Raw genomic sequence first — 21,385 nt, 5'->3', positions numbered from 1 at the left:
GGGCCCGCCACGCTTCAGCGAGGCGTCGTGGAGCGCGCCGAGCGCGGAGTCCACCAGCGTCCTCAGCTGCTCGAAGGCTTCCGGCCGGCCGACCAGCGCCGCGTTCCTGCCCGTGTCGATCATTGGCGGAGTCCTTGCTCTCGTGAGTCCGGTATGTCTCGTGAAGTGGCGTCCCGCCCGACGGGGGCGCCGCGCGTGCCGCGGATGACGCCGATCGACGCGACGACGACGGCCGCGAGGCCCAGCGTCTGCAGCGGCGAGATGGTCTCGTGCAGGACGAGCAGGGCGACCAGGGCGCCGATCGCCGGTTCCAGGCTGAGCAGCACCCCGAAGACGAGCGCGGAAACCCGGCGCAGCGTCTCCATCTCGCAGGTGTACGGCACCAGGGAGGACAGCATCGCGACGCCGAAGCCGAAGGCGAGCACCGCCGGGTCGGCCAGCGCGGAGCCGCCCTCGAACAGCCCGGCCGGCAGCGCGCACAGCGTGCCGAAGGCCATCGCGAGCGCCAGTCCGCCCCCGCCGGGCAGCAGCGCGCCGACCCTGGCCGACAGCGGCACGTACGCGCCCCAGAACACCGCGCAGGCCAGGGCGATGAGCAGCCCGGTGATCCCGGCGGCGCCGCCCTGCCAGCCGAGGAGGGCGATGCCGCACCCGGCGAGCACCGCCCACAGCCGGTCGCGGGTCCGACGCGAGGACAGGGCCGCGACGGTGAGCGGCCCCGCCATCCCGACGGTCAGCGCGACCCCGACGGGCATCCGGGCCATGGCCAGGTAGAAGCACAGATTCATGCCGGCGATGGCGATGCCGAGGACGGCGACCGCCCCCGTCGTGCGCCGGTCCAGGCGCAGCGACGGCCGCCAGAACAGCAGCAGCACCACCGCGGCGAAGCCGAGCCGCAGCACGGTCATCGCGGCGGGTCCCACGGTGCCGAACAGCTGCTTGGCGAAGGCGGCCCCGAGCTGGGTGCTCACCATCCCGACCAGCATCAGCACCGGCGCCGGGACCGCCCCGATGCCCTGGCGGGCGGTGCCGCCGGACGGGGCCGCCCTCACCTCGGCGCCTACGTCGACGCTCATGATGTCGTCCTTCCTCCGCTTCCGGAGCGGCTGTGGGTACGGCTCGGGGTACGGCTGGTGGCGGGGTCCGGTCGGTGCGTCACGGAGTGAGGAGGACCTTGCCGGTGGTGGCACGGCTCTCCAGCAGGGTGTGGGCCCGTGCTGCCTCGGCCAGCGGCAGCCGTTCGCCGACGCCGGGACGGACCACGCCGTCGGCGACGTGCGCGAAGAGCTCGGCGGCCGACGCCCTGAGCGAGGCCGCGTCCGGGACGTGGTCGGCGAGGGTGGGCCGGGTCAGGTACAGGGAGCCCGCCGTGCGCAGCAGTTCGACGTCGACCGGCGGGAGCGGGCCGCTGGACAGCCCGCACACGGCGAGGGTGCCCCGGCGGCGCAGTGCCCTGACGCTCTCCTCGAACGTGGCCGCGCCCACCGAGTCGTAGACCGCGTGCGCGCCCTCGCCGCCGGTGAGTTCGCGCACCCCGGCCGCGAAGTCCTCATAGGGCAGGGCGTGGTGGGCGCCCGCGGCCAGGGCGGCCTCTCGCTTCTCCTTGGTGGAAGCGACGGCGACGACCCGCGCGCCGCGGTGTGCGGCCAGCCGCACCAGGAGCTGCCCCAGCCCCCCGGCGGCGGCCAGCACCACCACGGTTTCCCCGGCCGCCACGGGGTGCGTGGTACCGCTGAGGTACAGCGCGGCGAGCCCCTGGAGCAGGACCGCTGCCGCGTCGGGCAGCGTGACGCCGTCGGGAACGGGCACCAGCTTGGCCTGGGGGACGGCGGTGTACTCGGCGTAGGCGCCCAGCTGGGTGGCGTACGCGACCCGGTCGCCCGGGGCGAAGTCCGTGACGCCGTCGCCCACGGCGGTGACCACTCCGGCGGCCTCCTGGCCGGGGACGAACGGATAGGCCGTCGGGTAGGTGCCGTCGCGGAAGTAGACGTCGATGAAGTTGAGACCGACGGCCTCGTTGCGGACCACGACCTGGCCGGGCGCGGCCTCGGGGCGGGGCAGGTCGGTGACGGCGAGGGCGTCGGGTCCGCCGGGGCGGGTCACTTGCAGGGCACGCATCAGTTCCTCGATTCGCCGGGTGCGGTGGGGGTGGCGGCCGTCGCGTTCGGGGACCGCTCGGGTCCGTGGGCGCCGGTGTGCGGCTCGGACTCGCGAAAGAGCCCGCGGAAGTAGTTGATGTCGCCGGTGAGGCCCGCCATCAGGGTGTCGATGCCCGGTTCGCCGGGGCCGTCCACGGCGTGCAGCAGTTCCTCGTTGCGGCGCAGCCGGGCCGGAGCGAACGGCAGGGCGCCGATGGTCCGGTAGCGGATGGCGCCGGTGGCGTCGCGCCGCGGGATGATGTCGGAGCGGGCGGAACGGCTGGCGCTGAACGGTATGTCCAGCCGCCCCTCGGCGAACGCCTCGACGACCGCCTCGATCAGGTCGGGGCGCTGCAGCAGCGGCTCGACGAGATCGGCGACCTCGTCGAGGATCCACCCCTGCTCCTCGGTGACCTGGCCGTCGTCGACACTGACGAAGTCCAGCAGCGGCGAGTTGGCCCGGCCGGCCAGCCGCAGACCGGCCACGTTGGCCGCGGTGTCGGGGATGCCGTACGCCTCCTGGTACGTCTTGGTGATCAGCTTGGAGGCCCCGCCGAGCCGGGCCGCCAGCGCCCCGTAGAGGATGAGGTCCTCGGCGTTGTCGCGCTTGCGGGGGAAGACGCCCATGAACTCGTGCAGCACCGCGTGGACCTGGACGCCGGCCGGGAGGTAGCGCTCGGCGAGGACCGGGATGCTGCGCAGCGCCGCGACGTCCTGGACGAGGTGCCCGCCCTGCGGATAGGCCACGGACACGCAGCGGACACCGGCCCGGGTGGCGAGCACCGCCTCCAGCACGCTGACGGCGAGGCTGATCGATGGCGGCACGAGCACCGCGGTCAGGGTGCCGAACAGCTCCCGGTCGACGATCACCCCGTGCTCGGCGAGTTCGCCGCAGGCGCGGTCCACGTCCTGCCAGGCCGTCAGGGACTCGGCGAGCGGCACGGCCTTGGAGTAGGGCAGGTTGTACGAGATGCCGCCGCCCTCGAACGAGGTGATGCCGGAGGCGACGGAGACGTCGAAGAGGAGGCGGGCGTCGGGGGATCCGTGCCTGATCTCCAGCGGCGCGTCGACCAGTTCGTTCAGTTCACGGCCGCGCTGCCAGCCGTGGGCGACCAGCGGGTAGCCGTTGAGGTCGGCCGGCCGCAGGTGCAGGGTGCGGCGGGCCTCGCCGAACCGCTTGAGGCGGGTGTGGGAGTCGATGGTCAGTGTCAGGATGTCGGGGCGGGCCTCCTCCTCCAAGGTCGTCAGAAGCCGCTTCATCTCCTCGTGGCCGCCGACGCCGCAGCGCGGCTGCAGGGCCACCCGGCCCCGTTCCTTGCAGTCCTGGAGGATCTCGGCGGCGGTGGGCTTGCCGAGCGAGGCGATGTACGCGGCGGACTGGGACGGAGTGGGCAGTGAGGTTGCGCAGGCCGGCGGGACGGTGACGGAGCGGGCGCCGGCGGACGGGACGGACCTGACGCTCATGACGCCGCCAGGTCGGTGAGCCGGGCACCGCGGCGGGCGAGCCGCAACCGGTCGAGCAGGCGGGGCAGTTCGGCGGCGTCGGACAGGATGTGGTCCACTCCGGCGGCGTACAGGCGGTCGTGGGCCGAGGCGTCCTTGTGGCTGCCCACGGAGAGGTTGCCTCCGACGACGACCGGGCAGGTGATCCGGCCCGACCGCTTGGCCTGGTCGAGACCGCGCAGGTCCTCGTGGACATGGCCGTTGAGGCTGCCGATGACGACGGCCTCGGCGTGCGGGTACCGCTCGCAGGCCTCGGCGAACTCCTCGACGGCCGTGCAGGTGCCGAGGTTGACGACGTGGTAGCCGAGGCCGCGCAGGGAGTGGGCGATGAGGTGATTGGCGACCGCGTGGCTGTCGCTGGCCGCCACGCCGAGGACGACCGTACGAGGTGCGGAGTGCTGGTTCGGCGGAGTACGCATCGAGCTTCCTGGTTCGGGGTCGTTGGTGGGGTGCGGGTGGCTGTGCGGTCAGTCGTCGAAGGCGGCGAAGAGCTCCCGCTTGCTCACGGACCTCAGCCGGTCGACGTCGAACTCCTCGGGGTCGGCGGCGGCCAGCGAGTCGAAGACGTGGCTGATCGCGGGCACCAGACCCCAGACCTCGTGGTACGGCGGCTGCCCCGGCGCGAGGCGTTCGGCGTCCTCCTGGCGGGCGAAGACGTAGTTCGGCCAGTCCGCGGCGCGCGGGTGACGGTGGTGGAAGTCGTGGACCACGGTGTCGCCGGTCAGCACGAGGTAGCGGGACGGGGCGTGCACGAACAGCAGCCGCAGGGCCCAGCGCGTCCACGCCAGGGCGCGGAGCCCGGCAGGCAACTGCGGGGCGGGGGCCGGGTCGCCGAGGAAGATGGCGTTGGTCAGCGAGGCGAAGTACGCCCGGCTGCGCCGGTCCTCGAGGCCGGGCTCGGGGAAGGTGTGCTTGACGCACAGCCTCAGGGTGTTGCTGACCTGGAACAGCGGGACGAGCGGCACGAACCAGACGACGAGCAGGGCCGGCCATGTGCCGGTCGCCGCCGTGACCAGGGCGAGCGTGCCGTAGAGGGTGACGGCCGCCACCTTCTCGGTGCGCGCCGACTCGCTCCAGAAGGAGCGCACACGGGAGACGGCGAAGGCGAAGTGGAAGCGCGGGGAGAGCAGCTTGCCGAGGAGCTGGCGCCACATCCGGCGGCGGGTCATGCCCGGGTGCAGGCCCAGGCTGACCAGGAAGGCCTGGACCGTGGGGTCCTTCAGCGTCATGTGGTCAAGCGCGTGGTGATCGCTGACGTGCTCGCGGCTGTAGCGCTGGAAGTTCTGGATGATCAGGAGGCTGGACACGGCGTGGCCTATGGCCCGGTCCGGCTCGCGGCGGCGGTACATGTTCCGGTGCGAGCACTGGTGGTAGATCATCATCCGCAGGTTGCGCATCCCGTGCAGCGTCACCGCCCAGCCGGCCGCGAGCAGCAGCAGGAACGGCCCGCCGAGGACGTAGGCCAGGGTGCTGAGGAAGACACCGGCGGCCATCGACGTCGTGGCCGTCACCAGGTGGAAGGCGGGCGTCCAGCCCGGGGACCGCTGGCCGGGCAGCGCCTTGCCGGTGAGGATCGTCAGCGGGAACTGGAGGAATTTCGGGAGCACGGTCATGGACTCGCGCGGATCACGGGCCGCGGCGGCGGGCGGGGTGCCGGTGGTCGGGGCGGAGATGCCTTGCTGGTCGAGCAGTGCCATCGGGGCTCCTAGAGGGAGGAGAGGGCAGGGAAGGGCGCGCTGTTCAGCCGGACGCCGACGGAGCAGGCGACGGGCGCGGACCGCTCGGGGGCCGACATGAGGGCACGGGCGTCCTGCCGGGTGAGGACGACCTCGATGTGGTCGGCCTTCTCGGGCCGGAGGCCGCTCTCGCGGATCGCGATCCGGAACGAGACGTTGCCGTCGGCGTCCACGGAGGACGTGACCGTGCCGTCCACGACGCCGGGGATCATGGTGTGCTGGTGCATGGGATTCCTCCACGGAGGTGGTGGGGGGGAGGCGGTGTCGTGCCGGCCCGCGCTCACTGCTGCACGACGCGGACGGTCGCGGCGCCCAGGAGGCGGCACTGGCAGGCGAGCCGGTGGTTCCCGTCGGCCCGGCCGAGGTCCTCGAGGAAGTCCCTCTCGTCGGGATCGGCCTCCCCGAGCGACGCGGAGCCGTCGAGGACTTCGATGACGCAGGCGCCACAGGCCCCTGAGCGGCAGCCGAACGGGATCAGCTGTTCCGGCCTCTCGTACTCGATGTCCGTGAGGCAGGAGCCCTCGGGCAGCAGGATCTCCACCCTGTCGGGCATGAGGGTGAGCTTGTTGAGCGGCATTGCTGTGCAGCCCCCTTGAGGCGGGTGGGGCATCCCGGCGCGCGGGATGCGATGCGGTGACCGAGGCGCCGGTGCTACGCGGCCGACGCGGACGGGACGGCCGCGCGGCCGCGTGCACCGGGGAACGCGTCGGAGGAGTGCTCGGGCGCGAGCCGTTCGCCGGGGCGCAGGGTCACGGCCGCGTGGTTCACGGCGGTGCCGGCCTCGCCGAAGCCGACGGTGATCAGCGGGACGCGGCCCGGGTAGGCGCACACGTCGCCGGCCGCGTGGACGCCGGGCAGGTTGGTGCTCATGGACCGGTCGACCCGGATCCTGCGGTGCTCCAGGTCGATTCCCCACTCGGCGACGGGACCGAGGCCGGAGGTGAAGCCGAGGGCGGCGACCAGCGCCTGCGCCGGCAGGGTGAACGCCTCGTCGCCTCGCCGGATCCCGACCCGTTCGAGCCGCTGGGTACCGTGGCAGGCGACCACCTCGGCGTCGGTGACGACCCGGACGGCGGAGGCGTACAGCTGCCGCACGCTGTACTCGTGGGCGCGGAAGGTGCCCCGCCGGTGGACGAGGGTCGTGCTGCGGGCCAGCGGGGCCAGGGCCAGGGCCCAGTCCACGGCACTGTCGCCGCCGCCGACCACGACTACGTCCCGTCCTGCGTGCGCCTGCGGGCGCGGGACGTGGTAGGCGACGCCCCTGCCCTCGTACGGCACCGAGCAGGGCAGCCTGCGGGGCACGAACCTGCCGAGCCCGGCGGCGATCACCACGGCTCCGGCGTCCACTCTGCCGCCGTCGTCGGTGCTCAGGGTCCAGCCTCCGGTTCGGCGGGCGAGGCCGACCACCGTCCGGCCGAGCAGGTACCGCGTACCGAACGGGGCGGCCTGCTCCAGCAGGTTGTCGATCAACTGCCGCCCCTTGACGGCGGGGTGGCCGGCCACGTCGTACAGCAGCTTCTCCGGATAGAGAGCGGACACCTGGCCGCCGGGCTCGTCGAGCGCGTCGACGACCACCGCCGACAGGCCGCGGAACCCGGCGTAGTACGCGGCGTACAGCCCGGCGGGTCCCGCGCCCACGACTGCGACGTCCACCGCCGCCTCGGCGGGCCGGCCGACGGCGCTCACGACTGCTGGCATCTCACGCTCCCCCTGCCTCGATTGACGCGTACCTGTCGATACGCGGTGTGAGGGCGGCGCTCGCCCTCACACCAAGAAACCATACAGAATGTTCGCTATGTTTTTCTATGCTGAGTCGTTTCCTGTCGAAACAGAACGATCGAGAGCCGGGTCAGCCGCCCTGAGCCGCCGTGCCGTCGAGGACCAGCCGCCAGATCCCCTCCACCTGGTCGGCCACCCTCCCGGCACCCGCGCCGACCACCAGCGCTCCGGCGCCGCGTATCTGTACCTCGGCGCCCGTCAGCAGGTACCTGACGAGGGCGGTCACCGCCTCGGGGTGGACCGCGAGCCGTGGCCGGCCGTCCTCGCGGGCGCGTTCCAGCAGGTCCTGCACGGCCGGCAGCCAGACCTGCGTCCACCGGTCCGGCTCCTCCGGCCGCTCCCTGGCGAGCCGCGCGGCCGAGCGCGCGACGACGCTCTCCTCCAGCAGCCCGGCGAGCCCGACAGTGAGCTCGGCCACCGCGCGCAGCGTAGGCTCGCGCGATTCCAGGACCCGGCCCACGAGCGCCCGGGAGATCGCCCGGCCCTCCTCCTGGACCGCGTCGGCCAGGGCGGCCTTGGAGGAGAAGTGAAAGGTCAGCGCCCCCATCGAGACGGATGCTGACGCGCAGATCCGGGACAGCCGGGCTCCTTCGTAGCCGACCCGGTCGATCTCCAGGGCGGCGGCCTGGACGAGCCCCCTGCGTGTGCGCACCGCCCTCTCCTGAACGACCATCTCCTCGTTCCTCCCTCGGGGCCGAGCCCCGGCCGGACCGTGTGGGCCTGCCGGAGACGTCCCCGCCTTTCCACTGAAAGAAAAGCGATCGTTCGCTATTCTTTCACAGGAAGGGGGCGCGGCCATCCCCCGAGACAGGGGCTCTTCGGGATCCGAGGGCGCCGGTGCCCGCCGTACGCCTGTCCCGGCTGGGCGGAGCCCGGCCACAGGCGCACGGCGTCGCACGGCTACACCGCGGTCGAACCGCCGTCGACGGCCATCGCCGTGCCGGTGACGAACGAGGAACGGTCGCTGCACAGCCAGGCCGCGGCCTGCGCCACCTCGGCCGGCGCGGAGATCCGCCGCTGCACCGAGTCGGCCATGAAGACCTCCTCGAGCTCCGGGCACGCCTGCAGCACACCCTCCATCATCTCGGTGCGGGTGCTGCCCACGACCAGCGCGTTGCAGCGGATGCCCCGCTGCCCGTAGTCCAGCGCGGCCGCCCTGGTCAGTCCGATCACCGCGTGCTTGGCGGCGACATAGGCGGCCGAGGCGCCGGTGGCCTTCATCCCGGCCACGCTGGACGTGTTCACCACGGAGCCCCCCGAACCCGCGAGCATCGCCGGTATCTGGTGCCGCAGACAGTTCCACACGCCGCGCAGATTGCGTCGACGGTGCGCTCGTACGTCGCGTCGTCGATCTCGTGCAGCGGCGTCCCCGCGGTGGCGTAACCGGCGTTGTTGAACGCCGCGTTCAGGGTGCCGAAGGCGTCGACGGCGACCGCCACCGCCCGTTCGGCGGCGGCCGGGTCCGTGACGTCACCGGCCGCCGCGACGGCCCGCCCCCCGCCTGCGCGGATTTCCGCGACGAGGTCGTCCAGCTTGTCCTTGCGCCGGGCCACGACCACCACTGCGGCCCCCTCCTCGGCGAACAGCCGGGCGGCCGCCGCCCCGATGCCGCTGGACGCCCCGGTGATCATGGCCACCTTGCCGTCCAGCAGCCGCCCTGCACCACTCATGCCCACTGTGCCCCCTTGCCGTCGTGAAGTCGGTTGCATGTGCGCGAGATCCGTGCCCCGCGCGGGCGCAGACCTCGCCGTGTGCCTCGTGGAACGGAGGTGACGGCCGTCAGGCTGCCCAAGCCGTGCCGGTCGCCGCCTCGCTGTCGAGCGTCCGCAGCAGGTCCTCGTCGATCGCGTGCAGCGAGTCCACCAGGTGACGCACCCCGGCCTCGCGCATCAACTGCCGCTGGAAGCTGTGCTCGAAGCGGCTCGGGTGGCCGACGAACGGCATGCCGAGCAGCCGCGCCTCCTCGGCGACCCGGGCGACGTCGTCGACGATCAGAACCTCGTCGTGCTCGACACCGAAGTACTCGGTGGTGATCTCGTGCAGGCCCGGCCGGAAGGAGTCGGTGCAGATGTAGCCGGGCCCGTCGAACAGTGCAGCGTGCTCGCCGAGGAAGGTGTCGAAGTGGTCCTTGCCCAGACCGCCGTAACAGACGGTGCGCAACCCCAGGCCGCGCAGCAGCCCCACAAGGGCGACAGCGCCCTCGTTCACCCGCACCGGACGGGTTCTCAGATACCGCGCCCGTTCCTCGAAGTACGCCTCCAGCGCTTCCTCGCCGCTCATCGAGCCCCCCACCGCCTCGGCGAGCAGCAGCCCCGCGACCGCGCGGGGCTGGGAGAAGATTGTGCGCTCCAGCTCGGCGGTATACACGCAGCCGCGGCTCACCAGGAAGTGGTGGATGACCGGACTGAAGGTGTCGTTCAGCATGACGCCGTCGATGTTCACCGCCCCCAGGCGCAGATGCGCCAGACCCTGACTCATGTGATCCCCCTCGGTGAGACCGCGGGCTCGGCCGCGGTACTGGAAAGCGCGGCCTCAGTCGGCCGCGCCGGTTCTCTCCCCGCCCACGGACTCCTCGACGCCCTCCCGGACCTGTCCGTTCGCGGCGGTGGCCGCGGTGCTCGCCGCCCGGAGCAGGTCCCGGACCCGGTCCGGGTTCACCTCGGTGCGAGCGACGACGGCCGGGACGGCGACCCCGGGCAGCAGCAACCGCCACATCCGTACCGCGCGGTCGGAGAGGTCCGCCCGCGCCTCGCTGGCGACAGCCGAGTACGTCTGCATGCCGGTGCACGCCTCGACCACGAAGTCGGCCAGCTCGGCGGGCTCGACGCCGGCCTGCAACTCGCCCCTCTCACGGGCCGATTCGAGGCACTCGGTCATGATCTGGCTCCACTCCTGGTACGGAGTGGCGTCCTTCACGCCGAACGAGCCCTGCTCGCCGGTGAGGCGCACGCCCGCCCGCAGCAGCGGGTCCACCCGGAGCTGGTACGCCCAGACCATGGTGATGTCGACGAGCCGCTGCAGTCCCTCGGACTCCAGCCACGGGATGATCGACTGGGGCTGCGCGTTCATGACCGCGCGCGCCAGGTCCTCCTTCGAGTCGAAGTGGAAGTAGAGGGCCCCGGCGGTCAGCCCGGCCCTCTTGAGGATGCGGCTGATGCTGGCGCCGGCGAAACCCACCTCGTCGAAGACGTCTGCAGCCGCGCGGAGCAGCGACTCACGGGTCTGGATAGCACGCTCTTGCTTCGGCTGCTGAGCCATCGGAACCCCCAAAGAAACAGAACGTTCCCTACGTTACTCGCTTGATCGCCACTGGGCCAGCCGTATCGGAACCTCGCCTCCCACTTGCCCGCGATGAGTGGACTCTTCATGCTTTCTCCTCGCTGTTTTACTCGTCACTGACTGTTCCTTTGCCGCAAGGAAACCTAAAACAAAACGAGCACTCTTTATTTTCTTCCGAGGAGCGAACGCCTGTACGCACGCCACAACGGTGCACAGCACACACTTCCTTGGGGGATTTCCACATGTCGATCACCGCCTCGAACCCGGCGATACACACCTCGTCCGCCACCGCGGTTCCTCGCGAGTACGTGCACAAGTCGGCGCAGTCCGAGGTCCTGCTGACCGGCTGGAGCCCCGCCGGACCGGACCGCCACCGCGTCACCGCCCGGTGGCCGCTCACCCATCCCTTCTACGGGCCGGTGGGAGGATTCCACGACCCGATGCTCGTGGCGGAGTCGGTCCGCCAGTGCGTGCCGCTGCTGAGCCACGTCGCCTACGACGTCCCCTTCGGCCACCGGCAGGTGTGGAGCCGCTTCCGGTACGAGATCGACCCGGCCGCGCTGGCGGTGTCGGACGCCCCGGCCGAGGTGGAAATGCGGGTCACCTGCCCGAAGGTGATCCGTCGCGCCGGCCGGCTGGTCTCCGTCGACATGCAAGTCGACCTGTCCCTCGACGACCATCCGCTGGGCACCGCGTTCACCCGCTTCGCCGACCTGTCACCGGCCGTCTACCCACGGCTGCGTGGCCCCTACGCCGACATCGACGAGGCCTACCGGCGCGCCATCCCCCTCGCCCCGCCGACCGCGCCGGCCTCCGTCGCCCGGACCGGGTTCGCGGACGTCGTGTTGTCCCCGACCAACTCCCCCACGCTGCATCAACTGCGCGTCGACCTCACCCACCCGGCGCTCTTCGACCACCCCGTCGACCACGCCCCGGGCATGCTCCTGCTCGAAGCGGCCCGGCAGGCCACCCACGCCCAGGCCCACCCGCGGCCGGTGATCGCCACGGCCATGGAGGCGGAGTTCGCCCAGTACGTGGAACTCGACGCGCCCTGCTGGATCCACGTCGGGCCGTCCGGCGAGGAGTCCGGCCGCGGCGACGGCGGCCTGCCCGGCGACCGCCGCGGCCCCGTGGACGACGGCTCTGGTGCGGCACCGGTGCGCGTCACGGCGGTGCAGAACGAGGCCTGCGCGTTCACGGCGACCGTGACGCCGACGGCGGTTCCCGGGGCCTGACCCCGGGCCGGGGCCGCGGCGGCAGGGGCGACGGCGCGGGCGCCAGGGAGCGGCGGGCAGCCGCACGGCCACCATGGCCACGTCGTCGTCACTGCCGACGGTCAGCAGCTCGGCGAGCAGCTCGTCGCAGAAGGCCTACAGCGGGGTCAGGTGGTGCAGCGTCGGTCCGAGTATCTTGCCGGTGGGAACCTTCAGGCGCTCTCACCCATATTGAAGCGCAGCAACCGAAGTTGGACCCCAACAGGAAGAAAATGCCTGCTCCGGACTGGACTTGCGCTACTGGGCGAGAGCGCCCGCCTCGGGGTGGGTTCCGGGAACCCGCAGCGTCTCAAGCCCCCGCCCCGGGCAGCCGCATCCATCCTTAGCGTCTCAAGCCCCCGCCCCGGGCAGCCGCATCCATCCTTGCGCAGCTCGCGGCACAGCTGCCACGTCCACTTCGTCACCTCCGAGTGACAAATCCTGGAAATGGCTGATTCCGCCACCCTCTCTGCCCGCACAGATGAGTCGTCGCACCGTCGGTGGCTCCGCCAGATGCCACGGAGCCACCGACGACCGGATCGCCCTGGTGGAGCCGCCACTCGTACCGGCTCACGGCTGTCACGCCACCTGGCGCCGCACCCTGCCCCCCGGCACGTCCGCAAAGAACCCAGCACACTTCCGGGTGGGCATACGTATGTCCTGAACTCGCCCTAAAACAAGGGCTGTTGAGCGTATCCGGCTGATCGGCTGTCAGTGCTGGGCTCCAACATGACTGCGACACGGACACCCACCATCAAATGGAGGACCACATGCCCTTTGTCCGCCCGTACGTGCGCTCCGACGGAACGCCAGTACGCGGACACTCCCGATGGGCGCCGGGCGCGCGCCGGGAGATGACCATCTTCGCCGCCTTCGGCCTGGCCGTGCTCGCCATCGGCAACGCCTCAACGACAACCGAAGCGGACAGCACGCCGCCCGAACCGCCCGTGACCTATCCGATCCTCTTCGAGCACTCCACCAACAGCGCACCGAAGACAGCCGTGCCGCGCTCGACGGTGTCGTACCCGGTCAAGTTCGACATGCCCGCGCTGCAGCGGGCGGCGCCCACGCCGAGCGTGTCGTACCCGATCGACCTCTCCGCCCTGGCCGGTGAGCGATGACCCGGCGCCCGCCGGCCCGGCGGCGCCCCGCACGGCGCCCCAGCCGTCGGCGCAGGCAGCAGCAGGAAACGCAGTTCGTCGTCCTGTGCGTGGTCGTGGTGGCGGCCGTCGGCCTGGTGGTGACGGTGGTCAACTGGCTGCTCACGCACTGGTGGCTGCTGCTTGTCGCTGCCGTCCTCGCTGTCCTGGGCGGCATCGCCTGGTGGCAGCAGCGGGCGCAACGCGAGCAGTGGAGACAGGCCCAGGCGCGCGCTCTGCGCTACGGGCTGGCACAGATGGACGGCTTGTCCCACCAGCAGTTCGAATACGCCGTCCGGGACCTGATGCGCCGGGACGGCTGCGCCGACGCCGTTCAGGTCGGCGGCCAGGGAGACCTGGGTGCGGACGTGAAAGCGACCGATCCGCAGGGGCGGCGGTGGGTCATCCAATGCAAGCACCGCCGCCACGGTGAGCGGGGCGCCGCCGTGGGCACCCCGGAACTGCAGGTGCTCAACGGAACGGGACGCCCGGTCCACAAGGCGGATGTCGTGGTGATGGTGACCAACGCCAGGATCACCCAGCCCGGCCGTACCTTCGCCCGCCAGCAACGGCTGCACCTCGTCGACCGCCAGCTGCTCGGTTCCTGGGCTGCGGGTTCGCGCCCGCTGTGGGAACTGCTCTCTGCGCTCCCCCCGCCCCGCCGGCCGTCCTCACTGTCATAGCGCCTTCCTGCGGCCTTGGTGGAACCTGCCACGGTGGGACGGCAAGTGGACTCCACCGTGTGACTTACCGCCCTTGCGGAGATCGTTGAGGCGGCCGGGCCGTCGCCGACCCGGGTACACCAGCTCAGCAAGGACGCTGACCCTGAGGCCCTCGACGCCGCGCTCGGCCAACTGCGCGCCGCGGGCTACCCGACCCCAGAGGACCCGGACGGCAGCAACGACGAGGAACCAGCCGGCCGCGCGAGCTGTCGTGGCGGTCCGTTCGGACGTGTCCGTGCACCCCCATGACGCGCAGCCCACGGCCCCGGCGTGGTCCGGGAACGGCCGCTGGCCGCGGCCCCGCTACCGGGACAAGCAGTCCTCGGTGGCCGCGCTCGCGGCGGACCGGGGGGCGGCAGGCGTTCACCGAGGTGACCTGGCGTGAAGGCTCCCGCGGGCCGATGCGCTCGCGGTTTCTGGCACTGCGGGTGCGGCCGGCCGGGGTCAGGTCCCGCCGCCTGGCCCAGGCCGCCGCCACCGCGCAGGAGGGTTTGTGGGACGGTGTCCTGCCCGAGGTCACGCTGCTGGCCGAATGGCCCGAAGGCGCCGAAGCACCCACCGATTACTGGCTGTCGAACCTGCCCGACGGCACCCCGGTGGCCGAACTGGTCCGTCTGGCCAAGATCCGCTGGCGCATCGAGCACGACTACCGGGAACTCAAGCACGGCCTCGGCCTGGACCACTTCGAAGGACGCTCCTGGGCAGGCTGGCATCATCCCGTCACCCTGGTCACCGCCGCCCACGCGTTCCTCACCGAACAGCGCCTGGCCCCAAAAGCCGATACGGCGGGCTCACCCTCTACCAGATCCTCGACACCATCCAGGACCTGCTGAACTGCTGGACCGGCACCTGCACCACCTGCCACCGCCCCCTGCCCAGAACAGCCACCACCAGCCCACACCCAAGAACCAGAGCAACCTAACGGAGTCCTACTAGGTCACGACCTCTCAGTATCCCCAGCTGGCGTAGATGGTGACGTTCTCGCCGTTGTCCCTGGCTCCGACGCACACGTCACGCCAGTCGAGCAGCCAGCCGCTGGAGCGGCAGCTCTCCTGCTGGAGGCCCAGTTCGCGGATGATCTCCGGGCGGGACAGGCCGTCCTCGCTGGTGACCGTCGCGGCGCGCCAGCAGCCGCCGGAACCGCAGCTGGTGCCTTCGTTAACCATGCTGATGCCTGGCTGCAATGAGGGGAGGGCCTTGGACGGCGGGGCGTCCGAGCCTTCGCTGATCATCAGCGCGTACAGGAGGCCGACCACGAGGGTGAGGGCGAACTGCGTCCCCAGGAAGCCGATCGCTCCGTTGCGGCGGGAGGTCCATTCCGGGGGAGGAGAGTTCTCGTGCCGTCCTTCCAGTCCCGCGCCGCAGGCGATGAGCAGGGGCGCGAGAGCCGTGAACACGAGATGGGCGTCGGGTCTGGGGGCGTCGATCCAGCCCTGCTGGACACTGATCAGCAGACAGGCTCCGGAGAGCAGCGTGCCGCCGATCGCGAAGCCGACGGGGCGGGTGCGGGCGATCGTCATCCAGACAACGGTGGGCGCGACGGCGAAGAGTATCCCCAGGATGATCAGCATGTACGGGGGGACGTGCGGCCCCGAGCGCCCGGTTCCACACGGCCGGGGCTCACCTCAGGTCCGCAGGCCGGTCGTTCATGCCGTGAGTGCGGCGACGCCATCGTTGCCAAAGTCTCACCTGTGCGCACCTACGGCTGTGAGGTCGCACCGTTGTTGCGCCGTTGATCCTGCGGTGACGCAGATGGATTGCGACGGGTTCTGGACCCTGCTCGGGCCGTTTGACCTGTAGTCCTGCAGGTTGGGTGAGACTGCCGCAGTTGCGGTGAGAGCGCCTACTGCGGGGTGTTGGGGGAGTGTGCCGGAGGGGGATCATGGTCGCAGCTCGGGGAATGCCTCCTCCCAGACGTCCTTGATGGCCCTGCTGATGAGCTTGTGGAGCACGGGCCACAGCTCAAGCAGGATGTCCTTGTTGAGGAAGCGGCACAGGTCGTCACGCATGCCTTCGGCGAGCACTGTCCTGTACAGGCTCATGCGCTGGCGCGGCAGGTTTAGATCGAGGGTGCGCAGTCCGGACCACGCGATGTGCAGCGGCAGCTCCACCCTCCCTTGCTCGGGTCCGACCAGCTCGTCGAGGCTGGCGGGTAGACGTCGTCGATACCTCGCTCGCAGCAACGCTGCGATGGAGCTGGGGTCGTCGTGCACAGGGTTCATCTTCCCCGGCGCGCGGGGCTCGTTGGAGGGGGAGGGCTACACACTCTACGGAGCCGCGCGTGCTTTAACTCCCCACGTGAGAGGGGTTGGTGCTCCGGTTGGGATGCGGTCGCACCCGTAGAGTGTCCTCTCAGCACAGCAGACCAAGGGGAGAGGGCGGGGGAGCGGGTGGGGCAGCAGTACGTGCTCGGGGTGCACGGGATCGGGCAGGGCAAGACATCACAGCGGGAGCTGACCAAGAGCTGGCGCGATGCCCTCGATCGCGGTGTGAAACTGCTCCACGGCGGTGCAACGCCCCCGACGGAGAGCATGCTCGCCCCGGTGCTGAAGGTGCCGCACTGGTCGGCCCTCCTGGCCGATGACGAGGGCGGACTGAGCACGAGGGAGGCGTTCCCTGACGACGCGACACCGTTCACCGCAGACGAGGAGGCTTTCATCGTCCAGGCCCTGGACGACTTGCTCACCCCTCAGGAACGCGCCTACGCCGCGCAGGTCGACCCCACCACGCTCGGGCTGGTCAAGGTGCCGCCGAGCATCACCCAGCGTGCGATCGCCTACGACCGGCGCAAGCCCGGCGGCCGGGTCAGCAAACTCATTCGGTCCCTGCGCGAGGTCAACACCTACCTGACCGAACCCGACCTGGCCAGCCTGGTCCGCAAACACGTCCTGGAGAGCGCCGACGCGCACACCACGGTCCTGATCGGCCACTCCCTGGGCAGCGTGATCGCCTACGACCTCCTCCGCCACGGTGAGATCGCCGCGCCCGGCACGGCGGGTGCGGCCGTGCACACCTTCGTCACCTGCGGCTCGCCCCTGGCCATCCCCACCGTCCAGCGGGGCATGGGCATCACCGACGGGCGGCTGACGCAGATCGCACCCCACCTGCGGTGGATCAACGTGTTCGACCCGGACGATGCCGTCACCGGCGCCGCGGGCCTGGCCCTGGCGGCGGACCAGATCAGGGACATCGAGGTCGACAACGGCCGCCTCGATCCGCATGCCGCCGTCAAGTACCTGCGCACCCTCCCCGTCGCCCGCGCCGTCACCGCCACCTGGTCATGACCGACGAGCACGCCCCCGCCACCTCCGAGCGCCGCCTCCTCGTGATCGCCGTCAGCGACTACGACGACGGCACCCCGGCCAAACGCAGGGCCTTCCGCGAGGGGATCGACGCCCAGGTCGCCGTCGTCGAGGACTGGTGGAACAGCTCTCGCCTGGACGACCAGCGCCGCTTCACACCCTCCCACCCGCCCAAACCACTGCAAAGCGTTCATGACCTGAGAACGTTCCTCATCGACAAGGACCTCATCGGCGCAGCGGATGACGAAGCCCTCGTCATCTACCTCACCGGCCACGGCCTGGCCCCTGCGGGACCGCAGCACTTCCTCCGTCTGCCCGACACCCACACCGACCGGCCCCTGGCTACCGCGTTCCCTACAGCCGAACTCATCGCCGCGGCCCTCGACTCTCCGGCCGAGCACGTGCTGGTCATGGTCGACTCCTGCTTCTCCGGTCGCCTCGCCGAAGAACTCGACCGCACCCTCAAGGCCCTGCACCCCGACCGGCATGCCCTGAGCTCGCTGGTCGTCCTGGCCGCAGGCAACGAAGACAGCACCCCCCGCCTGCGCGCCTTCGCCTCAGCCCTGGCGGCCGTCCACGCCCATTGCGCCGACGAGGCCAACGGCTACGCCCGCTCCCATCTGAGCTGGGAAGACTTCCACACCATCCTGGACACGGTGTGGGATCCAGCGCAGATGGCCGACATTCACGTCCTGTGGCCGCCTCGCAGCGTCAGCCGCCGTCTCGCCGCCCGTGAGCTGAGCCCCTGCCTGCCCAACCCCGGCCACACCGATACCACCCTGCTGGAAGACGCCCGCAGCCAACTGGGATGGACACGGCCCGACGTCGACGACTACTGGATCACCAGGGCCAGCGGCCAGATGTCCGGCGACGCGGGCTGGTACTTCACCGGCCGCACCGCACTCGTCACCCGCATGAACGCCTTCCTCGCCGGCAGCGACAGCACGCTCATCGTCACCGGGCAGGCCGGCTCCGGCAAAAGCGCGCTGCTCGCCCGCCTGGTCACCCTCAGCGACCCACGCTTCTGCGACAACCCCGTCTACCGCCCCTACCTGGCAGCGATCCCAGAGGAACTGCGGGTGCCCATCGGCGCCATCGACGCCGCGGTGCTGGCCCGCAACACCGACCCGCAGGAACTGTCCGCCGCGCTCTACCGGGCACTCACCGGCCAGCCCGTGCCGGCCGGCACGGACGCCTCCGAGCTGCTGCGCGGCCATGCCCGCACCACGCTGGCCCGCACCGGCCGGCCGCTCACCGTGGTCGTCGACGGTATTGACGAAGCGAAGACCCCCCGCCGCATCATCACCGACGTCCTGGGCCCCCTCGCCGCCCTGCGCGGCGACGGCCAAAACGCGGTCCGCCTTATCCTCGGCATCCGCAGCTCACCACCCCCCTCCCGCCACACCCTGCCGGTCAGGGACACACACGCCGAACGGGGCCTCCTCGACCTGCTCCGGCAGGCCACCGACGCAACCGCCCCACTGCGCACCGACGATGACAGTGCGCAAGAGGACATCGCCGCCTACACCGCAGCCCTGCTGCACGCCGAACCCGCCACGGGATCCCGGCTGGTCCACCGCAGCAACCAGCCCATTGCCGCCGTCGCCGCCGCCGTCGCACAGGAAGTCACCCCTTCCTTCCTGGACGCCCGGCTGGCCGCCCAGCAACTGCACGCCCGCGCCTTCCTGCCCGCGCCGTCCGACGCCCCATGGCGCCGCCAACTGCGCGAGGGCACCCAGGAACTGCTGCGGCAGGACCTCGCGGACGTCGCCCAGCACACCCGCACCAGGCCCGAGGACCTCCTGGCCGTCCTGCGCGCCACGGCGTTCGCACTGGGCGCCGGACTGCCCTGGGCGACCGTGTGGCCGGCCGCCGTCCACGGCATCGAACCCGGCTGCGACAGCCCGGAAGCGACGATCCGGCTGGTACGCAACAGCCGCCTCACCGGATACCTGACGACCGCCGTCGAAGACGGCCGAACCGTCTACCGGCCCATCCACGAACGCGTCAGCGAAACCCTGCGCACCGCCCCCCAGACCCTGCTCATCGAGCAGACCCTGCCCGGTTTCGACGATACCCCCGACACCGGCAGCACCCAGGTACACGCCCATCTGACCCAGGCCTTTTCCCGTCTCCTCGCGGCCGCACCCCAGCAGCCGCCGCATCCCTACCTGCGCCGTCACCTGATCGCCCACGCCGAGGCGGGCGGTGTCCTCGACGACGCGCACATCCCCGCCTCGTTCCTGCCGTTCGAATCCCACGGCCGCATCCGCGGCGCCCTGGGACTTCCCGTCACCGCTCAGGCCGGCACTCGGCGCCTGGCCGCATGGTCCCGCATCGAGCCGTTCCTGGCCGACGCCCCGCCCGCCGCACGGGCCGACAGCCTGGCACTGGCCGAACAGGCGGACAGCGCTCAACCCGTGCCGCGCCCCGACACCCTGCCCCGGCCGCCGTCACTGGTACCCCGCTGGAACCGGCTCCGCCCGCCCAACAACATCCTCGCGGGCACCCCCAGCGGCGTCTGCCAGCTCGTCACCTTCCGCAGCGCGGACCGATCGACCATCGTGGCCGCCGGTCACGTCGACGGCTCCGTCACCATGTGGGATGCCCGCACCGGAGTCCCCTTCGGTGCACCCTTCACCAACCTCGGCCCCTATGTCCGCGCCATGACCGTCCTGAGCACACGCCGGAGGAAAACCCCGCTCCTTGTGGTGGGCAGCGATGCCGGCCTGTGGCGGTGTGACCCGGAGACCGGACGCATCTGGAGCCTGCTGGACGGCCGCATCAGAGCCATCGCATCCTTCACCGGACCGGACCGGGGCACCGTGCTGGCCGTTGCGACGCCGCAGGGCGTGCTCACGCTGGACCCCTACACCGGAGCCATCGTGCGCGAACGCCCTCGCACGCTTGAACGCCGTCCCGCCACCGTCCACGCCCTGGAGACCATCACGCTGCCCGACGGCCAGACGCTGCTGGCCATCGGAGAAGACGGCTCACACATCCCGCTGCTGGACGCATACACCCTCGAGAGCGCCGGCCAGCTGCCCGGCATGGGCATGGGCACCTCGGCGCTGCAGGCATTCACCGACCGGCACGGCCAGCCTCGTCTTGCCATCGCCTCCCGTTCCGGCAAAGGCGTGCGGATCTTCGACCCGGTCACCAGACGACCACAACCCCATGCCCCCATCCGCCGGTCCGTGGCCTCGATGGCCCACTTCCCCGACCTCGCCTACAACGGGCTGCTGGTCCTCGGCAGCGGTGTCGACGGAAGCATCACCCTGGTCGACCCCGACGACGGAGAACAGCTCTACACACTGCCCGCCGAACACACCAAGGCCATCCGGGGCCTGGCCGTCCTGCGGGTGGGCAGGGAACCATTCGTCGTATCCGGTTCCATGGACGGAACCATCCGGCTCTGGGATCCCGCCCGCGACGACACCCACGACAACCGGAGCGCCGACCGGCACGCCGACCATGTCGCCCTCCTCCCGCAACAGACCGGCCCGCCCCGCCTCATCACCGGCTACGACGCGAACACCCTCACAGAGATCTCTCCCACAACCGGGCGCACGACGTCCTACCCGCACGACGGCCCCGACCGACCCGGCCACCACATCACCACCCTGGCCGCCCCGGAGAACGCCTCCCGCCACCGCCCCACACCCCTTGCCGTCGGCTACAGCGACGGAAGCCTTCGCATCCTCACCGAAGAAGGCGACCACCATGTCCTGCAGACACCGTTCGACCCCACCCGCCGCAGCCATGCACGCACCCTGCTCTTCCTGCCGACCGCACCGTCCCAACCCCCTGTCCTGGCCGCGGGGTTCAGCAACTCCTGTCTCGTCTACTACACCCTCGACGACGAGTACGCCCCATACAGGGACACACTGCACACCGACGGCACCATCCGTGCCCTGGCCGCAGCACCCGCCGGCGAATCACCCCTACTGGCGGTGGCCACCCGCACCGTCCGCCTGCTGCACCCCGGCCAACCAGCCCACGCCCGCCTGCCCCAGCGCATCGGCGGTACGCACAGCCTGGCCTTCATCACCCTCCCCGCCGCACCAGACCCGTTCCTCGCAACCGGCGGCGCCGACGGTGTCATCAGACTGTGGAACCCCGCCACACCACGCAGGGAAGCTCTGCCTGTTCTGCAAGGCCACCGAGGGAAAGTGACCGCCCTGACCGTCCTGCACCACCCGGCCCACTCCCAGCCCCTGCTGCTCAGCGCCAGCACGGACGACACCACCATCCGGGCATGGGACTGCCAGACCGGCGAAGAGATACTGCGGCTGATCACCGCAGCCCCCATCAGCGCACTCGCGGTGCTCCCGCCCGACGCCCACGGCCAGGGCAGCCAGCCAACCATCGTCTTCGGCAGCCCCCGAGGGATCGCCGCGTCGACCGTCCACCTCTGATCCCTCGTCCAACCAGAAGCCGACAGCCCGGCCCCAGCCCTGTGCCTCGTGAACGGGGAAGGCCCCGGACCAGGCCACGCGCCACAGGCTCTGCAGGCGGCGCCGACGAGACTCGA

The 21,385-nt window shown here is 71.3% G+C and carries 18 protein-coding genes and 2 pseudogenes; 6 read left to right on the top strand and 14 right to left on the bottom strand.

Going from position 1 to position 21,385, the window contains the following annotated elements:
- Window positions 1-119: 119 nt before the first annotated feature.
- From ACFU53_RS01615 to ACFU53_RS01560, 12 genes and pseudogenes are all read right to left on the bottom strand, one after another.
- The gene (locus tag ACFU53_RS01615) at window positions 120-1,076 is read right to left on the bottom strand and encodes a DMT family transporter (RefSeq protein WP_383984773.1); all 957 of its coding nucleotides are present in this window, start codon (window positions 1,074-1,076) and stop codon (window positions 120-122) included.
- Window positions 1,077-1,155: 79 nt separating this feature from the next.
- Window positions 1,156-2,118 carry a quinone oxidoreductase family protein gene (locus ACFU53_RS01610; protein ID WP_383984770.1) on the bottom strand — a complete coding sequence of 321 codons (963 nt, stop codon included), beginning with the start codon at window positions 2,116-2,118 and terminating at the stop codon, window positions 1,156-1,158.
- A complete protein-coding gene (locus ACFU53_RS01605; RefSeq protein WP_383984767.1) occupies window positions 2,118-3,602 on the bottom strand; it encodes a methylaspartate mutase in 1,485 nt (494 codons plus the stop codon). Before ACFU53_RS01605 ends, ACFU53_RS01610 begins: the two co-directional genes overlap by 1 nt.
- Entirely contained in the window at window positions 3,599-4,060 is a 462-nt protein-coding gene (locus ACFU53_RS01600) for a cobalamin-dependent protein (RefSeq protein WP_383984764.1), read from the bottom strand. Before ACFU53_RS01600 ends, ACFU53_RS01605 begins: the two co-directional genes overlap by 4 nt.
- A gap of 48 nt (window positions 4,061-4,108) precedes the next feature.
- Entirely contained in the window at window positions 4,109-5,338 is a 1,230-nt protein-coding gene (locus ACFU53_RS01595) for a fatty acid desaturase (RefSeq protein WP_383984761.1), read from the bottom strand.
- Window positions 5,339-5,346: 8 nt separating this feature from the next.
- A complete protein-coding gene (locus ACFU53_RS01590) occupies window positions 5,347-5,604 on the bottom strand; it encodes a hypothetical protein (RefSeq protein ID WP_383984758.1) in 258 nt (85 codons plus the stop codon).
- A gap of 53 nt (window positions 5,605-5,657) precedes the next feature.
- Complete coding sequence (locus ACFU53_RS01585) at window positions 5,658-5,954, bottom strand: 2Fe-2S iron-sulfur cluster-binding protein (RefSeq protein ID WP_383984755.1); 297 nt, start codon at window positions 5,952-5,954, stop codon at window positions 5,658-5,660.
- A 74-nt stretch (window positions 5,955-6,028) separates the two neighbouring features.
- Window positions 6,029-7,075: an NAD(P)/FAD-dependent oxidoreductase gene (locus tag ACFU53_RS01580; protein WP_383984752.1), complete on the bottom strand. Its 1,047-nt coding sequence runs from the start codon at window positions 7,073-7,075 to the stop codon at window positions 6,029-6,031.
- 151 nt (window positions 7,076-7,226) lie between these two features.
- Window positions 7,227-7,808, bottom strand: coding sequence for a TetR family transcriptional regulator (locus ACFU53_RS01575; RefSeq protein ID WP_383984749.1), 582 nt, complete (start codon window positions 7,806-7,808; stop codon window positions 7,227-7,229).
- A gap of 248 nt (window positions 7,809-8,056) precedes the next feature.
- Window positions 8,057-8,787 (bottom strand): annotated as a pseudogene (locus ACFU53_RS01570) (SDR family NAD(P)-dependent oxidoreductase).
- 148 nt (window positions 8,788-8,935) lie between these two features.
- Entirely contained in the window at window positions 8,936-9,634 is a 699-nt protein-coding gene (locus ACFU53_RS01565; protein ID WP_383984746.1) for an HAD family phosphatase, read from the bottom strand.
- Window positions 9,635-9,688: 54 nt separating this feature from the next.
- The gene (locus ACFU53_RS01560; protein ID WP_383984741.1) at window positions 9,689-10,414 is read right to left on the bottom strand and encodes a ScbR family autoregulator-binding transcription factor; all 726 of its coding nucleotides are present in this window, start codon (window positions 10,412-10,414) and stop codon (window positions 9,689-9,691) included.
- Window positions 10,415-10,677: 263 nt separating this feature from the next.
- Here ACFU53_RS01560 and ACFU53_RS01555 point away from each other — a divergent pair, with 263 nt between their 5' ends.
- From ACFU53_RS01555 to ACFU53_RS01540, 4 genes and pseudogenes are all read left to right on the top strand, one after another.
- A complete protein-coding gene (locus ACFU53_RS01555) occupies window positions 10,678-11,670 on the top strand; it encodes a ScbA/BarX family gamma-butyrolactone biosynthesis protein (protein ID WP_383984738.1) in 993 nt (330 codons plus the stop codon).
- Between the two features lie 788 nt (window positions 11,671-12,458).
- Window positions 12,459-12,809, top strand: a complete 351-nt coding sequence (locus ACFU53_RS01550; protein ID WP_383984735.1) for a hypothetical protein — start codon at window positions 12,459-12,461, stop codon at window positions 12,807-12,809.
- Entirely contained in the window at window positions 12,806-13,510 is a 705-nt protein-coding gene (locus ACFU53_RS01545) for a restriction endonuclease (RefSeq protein WP_383984732.1), read from the top strand. Before ACFU53_RS01550 ends, ACFU53_RS01545 begins: the two co-directional genes overlap by 4 nt.
- Before the next feature lie 247 nt (window positions 13,511-13,757).
- Window positions 13,758-14,382: pseudogene (locus ACFU53_RS01540) on the top strand (transposase); the annotation flags it as partial.
- 114 nt (window positions 14,383-14,496) lie between these two features.
- Here ACFU53_RS01540 and ACFU53_RS01535 read toward each other — a convergent pair.
- Both ACFU53_RS01535 and ACFU53_RS01530 read right to left on the bottom strand, forming a co-directional pair.
- Window positions 14,497-15,069, bottom strand: a complete 573-nt coding sequence (locus tag ACFU53_RS01535) for a hypothetical protein (RefSeq protein WP_383984729.1) — start codon at window positions 15,067-15,069, stop codon at window positions 14,497-14,499.
- Window positions 15,070-15,429: 360 nt separating this feature from the next.
- Window positions 15,430-15,771, bottom strand: a complete 342-nt coding sequence (locus ACFU53_RS01530; protein ID WP_383984726.1) for a hypothetical protein — start codon at window positions 15,769-15,771, stop codon at window positions 15,430-15,432.
- A 168-nt stretch (window positions 15,772-15,939) separates the two neighbouring features.
- Here ACFU53_RS01530 and ACFU53_RS01525 point away from each other — a divergent pair, with 168 nt between their 5' ends.
- Window positions 15,940-16,833: an endopeptidase gene (locus ACFU53_RS01525; RefSeq protein ID WP_383984723.1), complete on the top strand. Its 894-nt coding sequence runs from the start codon at window positions 15,940-15,942 to the stop codon at window positions 16,831-16,833.
- Window positions 16,830-21,269 (top strand): AAA family ATPase, encoded by a 4,440-nt coding sequence (locus tag ACFU53_RS01520; RefSeq protein ID WP_383984720.1) that lies wholly within the window; start codon window positions 16,830-16,832, stop codon window positions 21,267-21,269. Before ACFU53_RS01525 ends, ACFU53_RS01520 begins: the two co-directional genes overlap by 4 nt.
- Window positions 21,270-21,385 lie beyond the last annotated feature (116 nt).

Origin of the sequence: Streptomyces sp. NPDC057474 (assembly GCF_042802555.1) — a bacterium.
GTDB lineage: Bacteria > Actinomycetota > Actinomycetes > Streptomycetales > Streptomycetaceae > Streptomyces.
This window is presented reverse-complemented; position numbering and strand designations above follow the sequence as displayed.